Source organism: Bacillus cereus group sp. BfR-BA-01356 (genome assembly GCF_022663635.1).
Classification (GTDB): Bacteria; Bacillota; Bacilli; order Bacillales; family Bacillaceae_G; genus Bacillus_A; species Bacillus_A cereus.
The window spans coordinates 20,229-36,060 of the sequence record NZ_JAKUFX010000010.1 but is presented as its reverse complement, the minus strand read 5'-3'; the positions used below and the strand labels follow the sequence as shown (position 1 = coordinate 36,060).

Here is a 15,832-nt window from a genome sequence, read left to right as displayed (position 1 = left end):
TTTTAAATAGAAACATCGCGTAAGCATTGAATAGCGCAGAAGCAACTTAAATCAACAGTAATGCAAGTGGAGGTTGATATTAGTCTTGCATTTGGTACAGCTAAAAACGTACAGATTGGGTCGTCACCAGGTGGTACAGCGGTACCATCACCTAAAACTACAGTTAATACACGCAATACAGCACAGTCATCATCATCTATACTTTCTACGCGGAAAATGGGAGAACGGCAGCTAGTAAGGCTTGAAGATGGTGCAAATGCTTCAAAAGGTTCTCCAGTTTTTGTGTATAAAATAAAAGGACGTGTATTCGCTACTGATGCATTGTTATGTGCACCTAAAAATGGAACTTCGCAACCAGATCCACATGTTGTCGTTGCACATTCTTGTAGTTCATGTATAAAACGAACAACATTCGATACACAGTTGAAATCACACTCATGTTGATGATCTTCATTACAATTGCAGCTCATTATGTTCACTCCTTCTCGTGAGTTCTGACATACACTATTACAATATGAGTGGAATATGGCTGATATTACGTTAATTCTCACGATAAAAACAAGGAATTTATATAGGAGGGATGTACATAACGTGATATAAAAAAAGACATCCTTATTTAGTGGATGTCTTTTCAGGTAAATCTTTTCGCACAGTATATAAAAAACGAGATATATCTAATTTCTTTCCTCTGAAAAATTGCGGAGAAGAAATATAAAGTTCTTCTTTCGCACGTGTAATGGCGACATACAGTAATCGGCGTTCTTCTTCTAACGCTTCAGAAGTTTCCGTAACACGATCATTTGCATCTTTTAAAGAAGAAGTATGAGGCAGGATTCCATCACTTGCTCCAAGTAAAAAGACACATGGAAATTCAAGGCCTTTTGCGTTATGGATTGACATAAGTGAAACGGCATCTTTTTGCGGCATTGTTTTTAATGCTTCCATTTCTTTTTGACCTTGAATCGCCTCGTCGATAAATTGTAAATAAGCTGGAATATCGGTGAAACGAGTTGCAGACTCCATTAATTCTTCCAACATTTCTTCTTGTATGTCTTTATGCATCGTAAAGGAAGAACGATCGTTACTTTGTAAGTACTCTAAATATTTTCCTTTACCATGAATGATTTCTTTTAATGCTTTTTTCGGTTCTAATTCTTTAATAAACTTAATAAAATCGATGCGCTCATTTACCTTTTTCACTTGAAAAGGTTTTAAGCTTGGATTTAATAGTAAGAAATGAAGAAGAGAAGGGAAGCGTCCCTCACCATATTTCCATTGTTCACGTTCAATAAATGAAATACAATCATCACGTCCGATATACATCGTCGGCAATATGTTTGAAAGTGATTCTAGTCGAAACGGCTCAATCACGAGTCTTAAATGATCTAATACAGGCTTGATTAAAGAATGTTCATAAAATGATTGGCTCGCCCCGTGTTTAATAAACGGGATTTTATGAATGGTAAGCTGATCAAGTAACGAACGACTTACAGAATGTGTGCGATACAGTAAACAAAAATCTTTAAAGTTACGTTCACCACTCTCTACTTTTTCTTGAATAAGCTGCAAAATTTGATTTGCTTCGTCAAGAGTCGTAGCAGGTCTTGCATAAAAAGGTTGTACACCTTCCTCACGAACAGAGTATAGCTCTTTATCAAAACGTTCTTGATTTAATTTTATAACTTCATTTCCAAGCCCGACGATAAAGGGATTGGATCGATAATTCGTATTTAGTGCAATGATTGTTGTGTTATCAAATTCTTTGGGAAAAGATAAAATAATTTGGTGACTTGCTCCTCGCCAGCCGTATATCGCCTGGTCGTCATCACCTGCGATAAATAAATTATTTCTTGGCGTGGCTAACAATTTTACGATTTCATATTGTGCATACGATGTATCTTGAAACTCATCTACTTCAATGTAGTGAAACCGTTGTTGTAATTGAGTTAGTAAAGGAGCATTATTTTCTAACATATAATATGTTTCCAATAAGATGTCATCGAAATCAATATAATTGTATCTTTGTTTTACCTCTTCAAAACGTTCGTATACTTCTTTAAATTCTTGTTCGACTGGTGTTTTCGCTTTTACATCTTTCGGACGATTTAATTTGTTTTTCTCAAGTGAAATCATCGCGAGCATCGTTTCCGCATCATAATCGTCTTTTAAACGCAATTCTTTTAAGATTTTCTTTATCATAATTTGTTTATGTTTTTCATTTGCTAAAATTTGCTGATTATACCCTTGGCTACGAAGCAATTTTAAGAAAACAGAGTGGAATGTACCAGCAACTACGTAGCTACTTGCTGCATGATTCATGCCTGGTAACTTCGCAACACGACTTCGTATTTCTTCAGCTGCTTTTTGTGTAAATGTAAGTAATAAAATATTTCGTGGATGAACTTGTTTTACATTTACTAAATAACCAACGCGAGTTGTTAAAACAGATGTTTTCCCGCTTCCGGCACCAGCTAGTGTAAGAACAGGACCTTCTGTTGTGCGCACGGCTTCTAATTGTTTTTCGTTTAAAAAAACATTTTGTTGTTCAAGAGCGCGGAAATAAGCCGCATCTACATCTTCTTCCATAATTAAATGGGTAGATGTTTTCGGAATATGATATGTCGCACGCGGAATATCAGCGTGTGTTAACGATTTTTGTGAAAATTTTTCTTGTGTCATATGTTCACCTTCAAAACTATAGCATCAACATTTAACTTTAGCGGAAGAAAAAGAAAATAGCAATGTAAAAAAACAGGAGGGGTCACCTCCTGCTTTCAAATTACAATTCTTTTATCATTACGACGTGCGGGATATTTGCTTCCATAAATACATCAGAACTTGTTACATATCCAAGTTTTTTATAGAAATCTTCAGCATGTGTTTGAGCGTGAAGTTTCAATTTTGGTAGCGAATTTTCTTTTGCATACGCTTCAAGCGAATCCATAACAATTTTTCCAATCCCTTTTTTGCGATGGGAATTTAGCACGCAAATGCGTTCCATTTTTCCTATACCATCAAGGATGCGAAAACGTCCAGCACCAACTGGAACATCATTGTCATATATAACAACGTGTGTTGAAGTTTCTTCAAACTCATCGTACTCTTCTTCAGCAGAGACACGTTGTTCATTTACAAACACTTGTTTACGTACAGAGAATGCATCTCTTAGTTGTTCGTCCGTTTGTACAATCTGTGCGTGCAAATTAGTTGTTCCCCTTTCCAAGACGGAATGTTTCGTGTACAGTCCATGTTCCATTTTCTAATTGATATAGAAGATGGAAACGATCAATTGGTTGTTCATAATAGAAATCTTTCATACGTAGTCGGCCCAATACATCAGCATGCTCTGCGTCTGATAAGCCTTGTCCGATTGTTAAATGAGGTACGAAAGCATATTCGCGTTCTTGCGTGAATAACCCGCCATGCATTTCTTCATTTAAGAAAGTAAGTTCAGGTGTTTTTTCTACTTTAAAGTAAAGGACGTTATTAACAGGTGCGAATGAACCAACTTTCCCAACATGAAGGGTGAAAGGGTTCGTTTTACTTGCGATTGTATGTAACTCGTTTACAATCGACTCTAATTGTTCATCTTGCGCCTCAAAGGGTGTTTTCAATGTAATATGTGGCGGAACTAATGCGTAGTGCGGGTCATAACGTTTACGCAATCCGTTCGCTTTATCTTGAATCATTTTAGATGGAAAAATTACAATGCCTAATTTCATGTTCCAATTCCTCCCTTTGTAAGTCTAGTTAGATTTTGAGATAAATAAATCTCTTTATCTATTATATCAAATTATTCTGAATACTGCTCTCTATTATTTCATTGATAGAATATGAGAGAAGGCTTTCGGTAAATCAGTCTGCCAATATTTCCAAGTATGATTGCCTCCAAATTCCTCGTAATGCGTGATGAAGTTTCTATCTGTAAGAAGCGTATTTAACTCACGGTTCGGCCCTACGAAATCAGATACTTGTCCATCAGTACGCTTTACAGCCGTTTCTTCTGTACCGATGACGTGATACAGTTCTAACGCCTGTGGATCTTTGAATTCTTTTGCTAAGTTCATCACTGTCTCATCCACAAATGGTGATTGCATAACGACTTTACCGAATGTATGCGGATACATAAGTGCAGTCATAAAGGAAACTGTTCCGCCAAGAGAATCACCAATTAAAACACGACCTTTTCCCATTTGATACGTTGGATAATTTTCATCAATATATGGTGCAAGTTCATGAGCAAGGAAACGAATATATGCAGCATTTTTCACTTCATTTGGGAAATATTTTTCTTTACGATCATGTACATTTTTATATGGAATACCGACAATAATTGTACGGTCAATTTCTTCGGTTTCACGAAGGCGCTCAATTACACGGTGCGCTTTACCGAGCTGAAAATAATCTCTACCATCTTGTGCAATTACAACTGTATGTTTGTGCAGTGGTGTGTAATTTACTGGTAAATAAACGAGAAGTGTAACATCTTCTTGAAGTGATGCGCTATAAAATGAAATTTCTTCAATTCTCCCTATTGTTTGACTCATGTAGATCCCCCTAAATAAAAATTTACTGTAACGATTGTAAGAGCGACGCTTGTAGTGAAAAGGAAAGAAATATTCACTAATTGGTGCCTTAATTTCTATTTTACCATAATGGTACGAAGAATCTAAAAAATTAGTATTTAAGTTACGAAAGAAAACGGATATAATGAAGTGGGATTTTTGACAGGTGAGAGGGGAGACAGGATTTGAAACAAGAAAAATCAATCGCACTACCATTGGCTATTTCTATAATTGCCATTTCCTTTGCAGCAGTTTTTGTAAAGATGTCCTCAGCACCATCTTCAATATTAAGTATGTACCGCTTATGGATTATCGTACTTATTATGCTGCCTATCGTATGGAAAAAAAGAGAGGAATTTAATAGGATTCAAATGAAAGATTGGGGCTTTTTAATTGGATCTGGTTTCTTTTTAGCACTTCATTTTCTTTTATGGTTTGAATCTTTAAAGCATACAACAGTTGCTAGTTCAACAATTATTTTGGCGCTTCAACCAATCGTATCTTTAGTTGGAGGTTTTTTTCTATTTAAAGAAAGAACAACATATTCAGCCGTTGCAACGATGGGAATCGCTATTTTAGGAGTAATGTGCATTGGTTGGGGAGATTTAGGTTTAAGTAAGCAAGCAATTTATGGTGACATATTATCCTTTCTAAGTGTAATAGCGGTTGTCGGTTATTTATTTATCGGGCAAACGACAGTGAAGAAAGTATCGCACTGGATTTATAGCTTTACAGTCTTTGCGTTCGCAGGTCTTTTTATGGGGATTTATAATGTCATATTACAAGTACCCTTTACAGGTTATACGAAGTGGGATTGGACTGTTTTTCTTTTACTTGCGGTTGTGCCGACAGTGTCACATGTAATTAATAACTGGCTATTAAATTATGTAAATGCAACGACAATTTCAATGAGTATTTTAGGAGAACCTGTTGGAGCATCTATACTTGCGTTCTTCTTACTTGGAGAAAAATTAAATGCAATGCAAATTATCGGTAGCATGCTCGTATTGTTTGGTGTATCTGTTTTCTTACTACAGCAACAAAAGCGAACAGCAAAAAATGTCGTAAACGAGCCGGTGTATACACAGGAATTATAGTGTTAGGGGAGAAAAGAGAAGTTGTGATACTTCTCTTTTTGTTTTATAGAAATACGGGTGTAGAAGGGGGAGGAAAATGGAAGAGATATTAAAGAAGTATATGAATGGATTTACAACACTAAGTGAAGAAGAGCAGCAAATGATCCTCAGTGAATTACAAATTGAAGAATATAAAAAAGGAACAGTGCTCCTAAGACAAGGAAATGTTCCGTTAAAATGTTATTTTGTATTAAAAGGATGCGTTAGGCAACATAGTATAGATGAAGCAGGGAAAGAAGTTACATCAAATTTTTATACAGAAGAACAGGCAATTTCGAATTTCAACCATCATAAACAAGATAAATCTTCATCATATACGTTAACGTGTTTAGAAGATTGTACTGTAGTTGTTGGTGATCTACATAGTGAAAAGGACATGTATAATAAGTATTCACAATTAGAAGAAATGACGCGTAAAATGATCGAGTACAATTTCGGTGAAGTACAAGATGAACTTGCTGTATTTATCTCATCGACACCAGAAGAGCGATATAAAACATTGTTACGAAAACGCCCGTATTTAATTCATCGCGTTCCACAATATCAGCTAGCAAGCTATCTTGGCATGACACCAGAATCATTAAGTAGAATTAAGAAACGGCTTAATTAGAGTGTTTACCACCTTTCAATAATAGCCATATCGCAAGTCCTAATTCACCTGCAATCATAGGTAATTGGAATAGTGATTGTATGATTGAAATCATTGTATCGTATTATGTAAACATTGTATTCATGACGTGAATTAGCATATAACCGGTAGCAGCAATGAACAGCAGTATACTAATAAACTTTGGTATCTGTTTAGAGAGAAAAGCTACATAGCCTAAAACGAAAAGATGCAATCCAAAAATGATCAGTCCTACAGACCAAATGTATTCGAATGCACTGAGAAACAACATTGTATATGTTTCTGGATTTGCAATTGTATTTTTTGAAAGCAATAATGCCAATATTAGATTGAATATAGCAATCCCAAGTATAGCTGTATACATAAGACGAAGTAAAGCGGCTAGTAATGAGAGGCTAGTCTGAATTGGTTTTAGAAAGAAATAAAGAGCCCACGCGGCGACAATATCAGTGATATAAATGATAATCCACCCAAAAACTTCCGCTTTGAAAAGTGAATTTGAAGTTTGGATATTATGGAATGTTGTACTCGCATCTCCTTGTATAACGAGATTTCCATGAACAAAACCGTAAGAAAAAAATGCAATGAATGCCATAACAAGAAGAGATGTGCTAGCAAATAAGGCGTACTTTCGTTCAGTCATAATACGTCCTCCTTTTCTAATATTGTTTTCATTGTAATAGGGAAGAGGAGGAGATTCATTGACTTAAATCAAGAGAGGGAAAGTTTAGTGGAATTTCCATCAAAAAAAGATGTATGGTTATATCCAAGTTTTTTATTAACCTTGTAAAAAGTAAAAACTCAAATATTGAAATCAAGTAAAAGAGTGGCTATGAAGCCACTCTTTTACTTTGGATTTGTCATATAAGGTTGTACATGAATGACACATAGGTCACGAAATTTGCCTTCAGCAGTTGTGACAATTACGACTGCTTTACCTGCACTTTTTCCAGTAATCGTTACGGTGTCACCTTTTGGATATATGGTGATGATATCAGAATTCATATTTGACCAAATAAGCTCTTTATTCGTTGCTTGTATTGGTAAAATGGAAGCTGATAACACAATGTTTTGTCCCGTTTTTATTTTTAATTTATGTTTTTCCATATGGACACCGATGACTGAAATAACAGAAGGAGCAATTGAAATTTTAGGCGGGTTAGGTTGCATGTTTAAACAAGACGCAGAAGTATTTGTGATAGGTGAAAATTTTCGTGTTTGTTGTTGCTGGAAAGCTGCTAACATGTTGGAGTCCCCTTTCTGTATAAGTGCTGATACTCATACTATAAAGGAGTAGTGTTATGTTAAATTTAACGAAACATAAAGAATTTGTTAAATTTGATAAGAAGATTGTCGAACTGTAAAAAATCTCTGCTGTTATGATAACAGCAGAGATTTTTTTATAAATTATGACGATGTTGTTTTTCGAAATCCTCAAATTGCTCTTCAACTTCTTTTGAAGGTTGTGTTAGTAAACTAACAATTACGATGGCTAGTAAACTAATAGCGAAACCTGGAATCATTTCATATAAGAAATCTTTTAAGAATTTGAATTGAGTCCATATAATAACAGTAGCGGCACCAGAAATCATACCGGCAAGTGCGCCCCATTTCGTCATACGTTTCCAATATAAGCTTAATAAAATAGCAGGTCCAAATGAAGAACCGAACCCAGCCCAAGCGTATCCAACAAGAGCTAAAATTGTATCATTTTGTTTAAACGCTAAAGCGCATCCAACTAATGCAATAACAAGTACAGCCATACGACCGACAAATACAAGCTCTTTATCAGAGGCAGAGCGTTTAAAGAATGTACGATATAAGTCTTCCGTTACTGCACTTGAAGTAACAAGTAACTGAGATGAGATTGTACTCATAATCGCTGCTAAAATAGTGGCTAATAAGAATCCAGTAATAAGTGGATGGAATAAAATTTTTCCTAGTTCAAGGAAAATTGTTTCTGGGTTAGATAATGTTAACTCTTGTTGTGAATAGTAAGCAATACCGATAAGACCAGTAAACATAGCTCCGACAACAGAGAAAATCATCCAGCTCATACCAATTCTTCGTGCGCTTTTCAGTTCTTTTACGGACGAAATCGCCATAAAGCGTACGATAATATGAGGTTGTCCAACATAACCAAGCCCCCATGCGAATAAAGAAATCATTCCTAAAGTAGAGGCCCCTTTAAAAATATCTAAACGTGTTGGATCTACAGAGCGGATTGTATCAAATGCAGGTCCAAGTCCATTCGAATTCATAATTGTTACGATAGGAACAAGAATAAGAGCAACTACCATAATGATTCCTTGCACGAAGTCTGTCCAACTTACTGCTAAGAAACCACCAAATAATGTGTAAGCGACAACAACGCCAGCTACAATGAATAATCCAACATGATAGTTCATGCCAAATGAATTTTCAAATAATACAGCGCCTGAAACTAATCCTGAAGCTACATAGAAAGTAAAGAAAATCATAATAACAAGTCCAGATACTAAACGTAGCATATGAGATTTGTCGTGGAAACGGTGTTCCAAAAATTCTGGGATAGTAATAGAGTTATTTGCAATTTCTGAGTAGGTACGTAAGCGAGGAGCGACATAAAGCCAGTTTGCGTATGCGCCTAGTGTTAGGCCGATCGCAATCCAACTACTACTTAATCCAACGCTAAACATTGCACCGGGTAATCCCATTAAAAGCCAACCACTCATATCGGATGCTCCAGCACTTAATGCTGTTACTGCGGGGCCTAGTGTACGCCCGCCAAGCATATAATCTGTTAAGTTGGACGTTCGTTTATAGGCGAAATAGCCGATTACTAACATCCCGAGCATGTAAATAGAGATAGAAGTTAAAGTTAACATCTGCGTACTCATGTAGTTCCCCTTCCTTTTGTCATGTCTTTTGATGCGTTATGCATATTTATCCCGCATAAACGGGCAGTAAAACTCCCACCTTAAAATTGGCTGGGCAAGGAAATTAGGTGGGAGATCAACTGCCCGTAAATGCCCGATTGGTTCAACTAATAATCAGTGGGGAGAACAAAACCCTCACTGATTAAAGTTTCACTTTATAATCTATCATGATTATTCTGAAAAATCCATATAGAAATACGAATTTTCAGAAATGTAAGCGTTTTTTTGATGTCATTTTACTTTTTTAATATATAATATTCATACAAAAAAACCTTATTTTTAATAGAGTATTTATTATATTTACATAAAAAGAGGTTGTTTTGTCAATATAATATTGAAAGGAAAGAAAAATAAAATTTTTGGAAAAGTATTGACTTGTGAAAAAAGTTAGGTCTATAATGAGTGCAACTTAAAAAAATGCAAGCGTTGATGAAGAAGAGTACACATGATGAACATGTCAGAGAGCTGATGGTTGGTGCGAATCAGTATGGAATTGATGTGGAATGGGCTTCGGAGCTTCCAAACCGAAACGAAAGAAGTAGGCTTTGGCGACATGATCTCATCGATACAAGAGACACGTATTGTTTTTGATACGGTAAAGTGCGTTACATTTGTAACGAATTAAGGTGGCACCACGGGAGTACCCGTCCTTTCTATAGGATGAGTACTCCCTTTTTGTGTATAAAAAATTAAATAAGTGAAATCGTTTAAGTAAGAAGAGTACGTATATTGGAGACGTTACAGAGAGCCGGGAATAGGTGGGAGCCCGGTACGGTGCCATATACGGAATGGGCTTACGAGAGGTATGCTGAACAATTATTTTCAGTAGGCAACCCGGGTTCCGCCGTTACAAGGATAAGGTATAAATTTTGTACCTGAACAAAGCGGGATGCTTTTGCATCCAACACGAGGTGGTACCGCGGTATATTTATCGTCCTCTACATATTTTCGATATGTAGAGGACTTTTTTATTTTTCAGGGCGAGGTGAAGGACATGATGACGAAAGAAGAATTTATAAAACAAAAAAGAGAGAGAAAGACATTTTTAGTAATCACTGAAGAAGAAGGAGATAGCATTACGCCAATTTCTTTATATAGACGTATGAAAGGGAAGAAGAAATTCTTATTAGAAAGTTCACAGCTTCATCAAGATAAAGGGCGTTATTCTTACTTAGGATGTAATCCTTATGGAGAAGTGAAAAGCGTTGGTACGGAAGTGGAACGAACGATTTACGGCCGGTCAGAAAAGTTGCAAAGTAACGTACTTCAAGTGTTAGAAGAAGTGATCGCGTCAGCTCAAGTAGAGAGTCCATTTCCATTTTGCGGGGGAGCAGTTGGTTATATTGGATATGACGTCATTCGGCAGTATGAAAACATTGGAGCGGATTTACACGACCCATTAAATATTCCGGAAGTACACCTTTTACTATATCGTGAGTTTATCGTTTACGATCATTTACGCCAAAAGTTGTCGTTTGTATATGTATGCAGGCAAGATGATTCAGCAGATTATGAAGAAGTATACGAAAGGCTACGAGTATACAAAGAGGAAGTGCTACAAGGAGAAGAAGCTGAAGTAAATGCAATACAATCCCCATTATCATTCACTTCTTCTATAACGGAAAAAGAGTTTTGTGAGATGGTAGAAATGGCGAAAGAATATATAAGAGCGGGAGACATATTCCAAGTTGTACTGTCACAGCGTTTACAAAGTGAATGTATTGGTGATCCATTCGCGTTATATCGAAAACTTCGAATTGCAAATCCATCACCATATATGTTCTATATCGATTTTCAAGATTATGTTGTACTCGGTTCTTCGCCAGAAAGTTTACTATCAGTAAGGGAGGATAAAGTGATGACGAATCCAATTGCTGGTACAAGGCCGAGGGGGAAAACGAAGAGGGAAGATGAGGAAATCGCAAAAGAACTGTTAGGCAATGAGAAAGAGCGAGCAGAGCATATGATGCTTGTAGATCTTGGGCGAAACGATATTGGTAGAGTGAGTGAAATCGGCTCGGTTACGATAGATAAATATATGAAAGTAGAAAAATATTCTCACGTTATGCACATTGTATCCGAAGTTTACGGAACATTGCGAAAACAAATGGGTGGATTTGATGCGTTAGCGTATTGCTTACCAGCAGGGACGGTTTCTGGAGCTCCGAAAATTAGAGCGATGGAAATTATAAATGAACTAGAGAATGAAAAAAGAAATGTATACGCTGGTGCAGTTGGATACGTTAGTTTTTCAGGAAATCTTGATATGGCGCTCGCCATTCGAACGATGGTCGTAAAGGATGAAAAAGCATATGTTCAGGCAGGAGCAGGAGTCGTTTACGATTCAGATCCAGTAGCTGAATATGAAGAAACATTAAATAAAGCGAGAGCGCTTTTGGAGGTAATGAAATGATTGTACTTATCGATAATTACGATTCGTTCACATATAACTTGTATCAACTGTTAGGCGAACATAAAGAAGAAATTGTAGTTGTAAGAAATGATGAAATAACGATAGAACAGTTAGAAGAGGTGAATCCAAGAGGAATTGTACTTTCACCAGGACCAGGAAAACCAGAGGATGCTGGCATTTGTATCGACGTCATCCGTCATTTTTATAAGAACGTTCCCATATTAGGGATTTGTCTTGGCCACCAAGCGATCATAGCTGCATTTGGAGGAGACATTGTTAGAGCAGAATGTATTAAACATGGAAAAACATCGCGTGTGAAACATAACGGAACGTCAATCTTTTCATACGCTACACAGCCGCTAACGGCAATGCGCTATCATTCCCTTGTTGCAGAGCAAACGAGCTTGCCAGAGTGTTTTGACATATTAGCAACAGCGATGGACGACGGAGAGATAATGGCAGTCCGTCACAATTATTATCCGCTCTTCGGATTACAGTTTCATCCGGAATCAATCGCAACAGAAGAAGGCGGAAAGTTAATACGTGCCTTTTTAACAGAAATAAAAGAGGAGGAAAGAGTATGAATAACTATCTTCGTAAATTAGTGGAGGGTCAACATTTAACAGAAGAGGAAATGTATAAAGCAGGACTACTTTTATTAAGTGAAAACATATTAGAAAGTGAAATTGCAGCTTTCTTAGTCTTACTGAAAGCGAAAGGTGAAACTGCAGAAGAAATATACGGTCTCGTTCGAGCTCTTCGCGAAAAGGCATTGCCGTTTTCGAACCATATACAAGGAGCAATGGACAATTGCGGGACGGGTGGTGACGGTGCTCAAACGTTTAATATTAGCACAACATCAGCATTCGTACTGGCAGGAGCAGGTGTAAAGGTTGCAAAACATGGTAATCGTGCTGTTTCTAGTAAAACAGGAAGTGCAGACTTATTAGAAGAACTAGGTGTAAATATTAGTAGTACGCCAAACGAAATTGATTATTTACTAGAGCATGTGGGCATTGCATTTTTATTTGCACCAGTGATGCATCTAGCACTAAGGCGCATTATGAAAATAAGAAAAGAGTTAAACGTGCCGACGATCTTTAATTTAATTGGTCCTTTAACAAATCCAGTGAATTTAGAAACACAATTTGTCGGTATTTATAAACGAGATATGTTATTACCAGTTGCAGAAGTATTACAAAAGTTAGGCCGGAAACAAGCGCTTGTCGTAAATGGAAGTGGTTTTTTAGATGAAGCGTCATTACAAGGGGAAAATCACGTAGTCCTTTTAAAAGATAATGAAATAGTAGAAATGAGTATTGATCCAGAAAAGTATGGTTTTTCAAGAGTGAAAAATGAAGAAATTAGAGGGGGGAATTCAAAAGAAAATGCAAAGATTACGCTTGAAGTATTGAGCGGAGAAAAGAGTGTTTATCGTGATACAGTTTTATTAAATGCAGGTCTAGCTCTTTTCGCAAATGGAAAAACGGAAACGATTGAAGAAGGAATTAAACTCGCGGCACATAGCATTGACTCTGGAAAAGCATTAACCAAATTAAACTTATTAATTGCAGCAAGCAATGAAAAATTAGAAAGGGTGAACTAAGGTGGGGACGATTTTAGATGAAATTGTAGAACAGAAGCAAAGGGAAGTTGCGGAGTTGTATGAAATATATACACCAGTAAAAACAAAAAGAAAGACACATTCACTTGTAGAAGCGTTACAGCAGTTTACTGTCATTGCAGAAGTAAAGCGAGCATCACCATCAAAAGGAGATATCAATTTACACGTTGACGTACGAAAACAAGTGGGAACATATGAGAAATGTGGTGCAGGAGCAGTATCTGTTTTAACAGATGGTCAATTTTTTAAAGGGTCGTTTCACGATTTACAAACAGCAAGAGAAGAAAGTAACATTCCGCTTTTATGTAAAGATTTCATAATCGATAAGATTCAAATTGATAGAGCATATGAAGCGGGAGCAGATATTATTTTACTAATTGTAGCAGCGTTAACGAAAGAGAAGTTAAAAGAGTTGTATAGCTACGTGTTAGAAAAAGGATTGGAAGCGATTGTTGAAGTTCATGATGAACAGGAATTAGAAACTGCGATTGTATTAAATCCGCACGTTATTGGCATTAATAATCGTAATTTAAAAACGTTCGAAGTAGATTTAAGCCAAACGGAAAAGCTTGGAAAAAGATTGGATGAGGAGAAACTACTTTGGATTAGTGAAAGTGGCATTCATTCAAAAGAAGATATTATTCGTGTTAAAAGAGCTGGGGCCAAAGGTGTATTAGTTGGAGAGGCGCTTATGACATCATCTTCTATTAGTAGTTTTTTTGAAGATTGTAAGGTGAATATATGAAAGTGAAAATTTGCGGCATCACTGATGTGGAAACAGCGAAAAGTGCGTGCGAATACGGCGCAGATGCACTCGGATTTGTTTTTGCAGAAAGTAAACGGAAAATCACTCCAAAGAGAGCGAAAGAAATCATTCAGGAGCTTCCAGCCAACGTGTTAAAAATTGGTGTTTTCGTAAATGAATCAGTAGAAGTGATCCGGAAAATTGCAGATGAGTGTGGGTTAACACATGTACAACTACATGGGGATGAAGACAATCATCAAATTAGAAGATTGAATATTCCGTCTATAAAGTCGCTAGGAGTAACTTCAGAGAGTGATATGAAAAACGCTCAAAGGTATGAAACGGATTATATATTATTTGATAGCCCGAAAGAAAAGTTTCATGGAGGAAATGGAAAGACATTTTCATGGGAACTACTTGGGCATATGCCAAAAGAATTGCGAAAGAAAACGATATTAGCTGGTGGATTAAACGCTCTTAATATAGAAGAAGCAATTCGAACTGTTCGGCCTTATATGGTCGATGTGAGCAGCGGAGTAGAGACAGAAGGAAAGAAAGATGTAGAGAAAATAAAACAATTTATTATAAAAGCAAAGGAGTGTTCCAAATGAACTACGCATATCCAGATGAAAAAGGACATTACGGTATATACGGAGGACGATACGTTCCAGAAACGTTAATGCAATCTGTACTAGAACTAGAAGAAGCATATAAAGAAGCGATGCAAGATGAAGCATTTCAAAAGGAATTAAATCATTATTTAAAAACGTACGTCGGAAGAGAAACACCGCTTTATTTCGCTGAAAATCTGACGAAGTATTGCGGAGGTGCAAAGATTTATTTAAAACGTGAAGATTTGAATCATACAGGAGCTCATAAAATTAACAATACAATCGGTCAGGCACTACTTGCAGTGCGAATGGGCAAGAAAAAAGTTGTCGCTGAAACAGGAGCTGGACAACACGGAGTTGCAACAGCTACTGTATGTGCTCTTCTCGGATTAGAATGCGTCATTTTTATGGGAGAAGAAGATGTAAGACGTCAAAAATTAAATGTGTTCCGAATGGAATTACTCGGAGCGAAAGTAGAAAGTGTAGCGGCAGGTAGTGGTACATTAAAAGATGCGGTAAACGAGGCGCTTCGTTACTGGGTTTCACATGTGCATGATACGCACTACATTATGGGATCTGTTCTCGGACCACATCCATTCCCGCAAATTGTCCGTGATTTCCAAAGTGTAATTGGAAATGAAACGAAAAAACAATATGAGGCGTTAGAAGGAAAGTTACCAGAAGCAGTCGTTGCTTGTATTGGCGGTGGCAGTAACGCGATGGGGATGTTTTATCCGTTCGTACATGATGAAGAAGTTGCTCTTTACGGCGTAGAAGCAGCTGGAAAAGGCGTTCATACAGAAAAGCATGCAGCAACTTTAACGAAAGGAAGCGTTGGTGTTCTCCACGGATCAATGATGTATCTTCTGCAAAACGAAGAAGGACAAATTCAAGAAGCACACTCTATTTCAGCAGGACTTGATTATCCAGGTGTTGGTCCAGAACATAGCTTGCTAAAAGATATTGGCCGCGTTTCTTATCATTCGATAACAGACGAAGAAGCATTAGAAGCATTTCAATTATTAACGAAAAAAGAAGGCATTATCCCGGCGTTAGAAAGCTCGCATGCTGTCGCATACGCATTAAAATTAGCGCCGCAAATGAAGAAAGATGAAGGGCTTGTCATTTGTTTATCTGGCCGCGGTGATAAAGATGTAGAGAGTATAAAACGTTATATGGAAGAGGTGTGAAA

General features: G+C 36.9%; 15 protein-coding genes, 1 pseudogene and 2 other annotated features. Of the genes and pseudogenes, 8 read left to right on the top strand and 8 right to left on the bottom strand.

What is annotated here, in order from left to right:
- Positions 1-2: 2 nt before the first annotated feature.
- The 5 genes from cotY to MR168_RS06060 form a co-directional block, all read right to left on the bottom strand.
- Entirely contained in the window at positions 3-470 is a 468-nt protein-coding gene (gene cotY, locus MR168_RS06080) for a spore coat protein CotY (protein WP_001277719.1), read from the bottom strand.
- Between the two features lie 142 nt (positions 471-612).
- Positions 613-2,679 (bottom strand): ATP-dependent helicase, encoded by a 2,067-nt coding sequence (locus MR168_RS06075; RefSeq protein ID WP_000191204.1) that lies wholly within the window; start codon positions 2,677-2,679, stop codon positions 613-615.
- Between the two features lie 100 nt (positions 2,680-2,779).
- Positions 2,780-3,202, bottom strand: a complete 423-nt coding sequence (locus MR168_RS06070; RefSeq protein WP_000543295.1) for a GNAT family N-acetyltransferase — start codon at positions 3,200-3,202, stop codon at positions 2,780-2,782.
- Position 3,203: 1 nt separating this feature from the next.
- Positions 3,204-3,722, bottom strand: a complete 519-nt coding sequence (locus MR168_RS06065) for a YjcG family protein (RefSeq protein WP_000765862.1) — start codon at positions 3,720-3,722, stop codon at positions 3,204-3,206.
- 93 nt (positions 3,723-3,815) lie between these two features.
- The gene (locus MR168_RS06060) at positions 3,816-4,547 is read right to left on the bottom strand and encodes an alpha/beta hydrolase (RefSeq protein ID WP_000084014.1); all 732 of its coding nucleotides are present in this window, start codon (positions 4,545-4,547) and stop codon (positions 3,816-3,818) included.
- Between the two features lie 203 nt (positions 4,548-4,750).
- On the opposite strand from MR168_RS06060, the gene MR168_RS06055 reads away from it, so the two are divergent.
- Both MR168_RS06055 and MR168_RS06050 read left to right on the top strand, forming a co-directional pair.
- The gene (locus tag MR168_RS06055) at positions 4,751-5,662 is read left to right on the top strand and encodes a DMT family transporter (protein WP_086411865.1); all 912 of its coding nucleotides are present in this window, start codon (positions 4,751-4,753) and stop codon (positions 5,660-5,662) included.
- A gap of 76 nt (positions 5,663-5,738) precedes the next feature.
- Positions 5,739-6,311, top strand: coding sequence for a Crp/Fnr family transcriptional regulator (locus tag MR168_RS06050; RefSeq protein ID WP_000391237.1), 573 nt, complete (start codon positions 5,739-5,741; stop codon positions 6,309-6,311).
- Here MR168_RS06050 and MR168_RS06045 read toward each other — a convergent pair.
- The 3 genes and pseudogenes from MR168_RS06045 to putP form a co-directional block, all read right to left on the bottom strand.
- Positions 6,304-6,972: pseudogene (locus tag MR168_RS06045) on the bottom strand (DUF4386 domain-containing protein). The gene MR168_RS06050 and the pseudogene MR168_RS06045 overlap by 8 nt on opposite strands.
- Before the next feature lie 203 nt (positions 6,973-7,175).
- On the bottom strand, positions 7,176-7,574 hold the full coding sequence (locus MR168_RS06040; RefSeq protein WP_000878734.1) for an Ig-like domain-containing protein: 399 nt from the start codon (positions 7,572-7,574) through the stop codon (positions 7,176-7,178).
- A gap of 155 nt (positions 7,575-7,729) precedes the next feature.
- Positions 7,730-9,208 carry a sodium/proline symporter PutP gene (gene putP / locus MR168_RS06035; protein WP_086411864.1) on the bottom strand — a complete coding sequence of 493 codons (1,479 nt, stop codon included), beginning with the start codon at positions 9,206-9,208 and terminating at the stop codon, positions 7,730-7,732.
- A 456-nt stretch (positions 9,209-9,664) separates the two neighbouring features.
- Positions 9,665-9,902: a binding site (T-box leader), on the top strand.
- A gap of 42 nt (positions 9,903-9,944) precedes the next feature.
- Positions 9,945-10,189 (top strand) — a binding site (T-box leader).
- Between the two features lie 52 nt (positions 10,190-10,241).
- On the opposite strand from putP, the gene trpE reads away from it, so the two are divergent.
- The 6 genes from trpE to trpB are packed head-to-tail and all read left to right on the top strand — an operon-like array spanning position 10,242 to position 15,830.
- Entirely contained in the window at positions 10,242-11,660 is a 1,419-nt protein-coding gene (gene trpE, locus MR168_RS06030; RefSeq protein WP_002183416.1) for an anthranilate synthase component I, read from the top strand.
- Positions 11,657-12,244, top strand: a complete 588-nt coding sequence (locus MR168_RS06025) for an aminodeoxychorismate/anthranilate synthase component II (protein ID WP_000636324.1) — start codon at positions 11,657-11,659, stop codon at positions 12,242-12,244. Before trpE ends, MR168_RS06025 begins: the two co-directional genes overlap by 4 nt.
- Positions 12,241-13,266: an anthranilate phosphoribosyltransferase gene (gene trpD, locus MR168_RS06020; protein WP_086411863.1), complete on the top strand. Its 1,026-nt coding sequence runs from the start codon at positions 12,241-12,243 to the stop codon at positions 13,264-13,266. The genes MR168_RS06025 and trpD overlap by 4 nt, the downstream gene beginning before the upstream one ends.
- 1 nt (position 13,267) lies before the next feature.
- Positions 13,268-14,029, top strand: coding sequence for an indole-3-glycerol phosphate synthase TrpC (trpC, locus tag MR168_RS06015; RefSeq protein ID WP_000536677.1), 762 nt, complete (start codon positions 13,268-13,270; stop codon positions 14,027-14,029).
- Complete coding sequence (locus tag MR168_RS06010; protein ID WP_000865147.1) at positions 14,026-14,640, top strand: phosphoribosylanthranilate isomerase; 615 nt, start codon at positions 14,026-14,028, stop codon at positions 14,638-14,640. The genes trpC and MR168_RS06010 overlap by 4 nt, the downstream gene beginning before the upstream one ends.
- The gene (trpB, locus tag MR168_RS06005) at positions 14,637-15,830 is read left to right on the top strand and encodes a tryptophan synthase subunit beta (protein WP_001105016.1); all 1,194 of its coding nucleotides are present in this window, start codon (positions 14,637-14,639) and stop codon (positions 15,828-15,830) included. Before MR168_RS06010 ends, trpB begins: the two co-directional genes overlap by 4 nt.
- Positions 15,831-15,832: the final 2 nt, after the last annotated feature.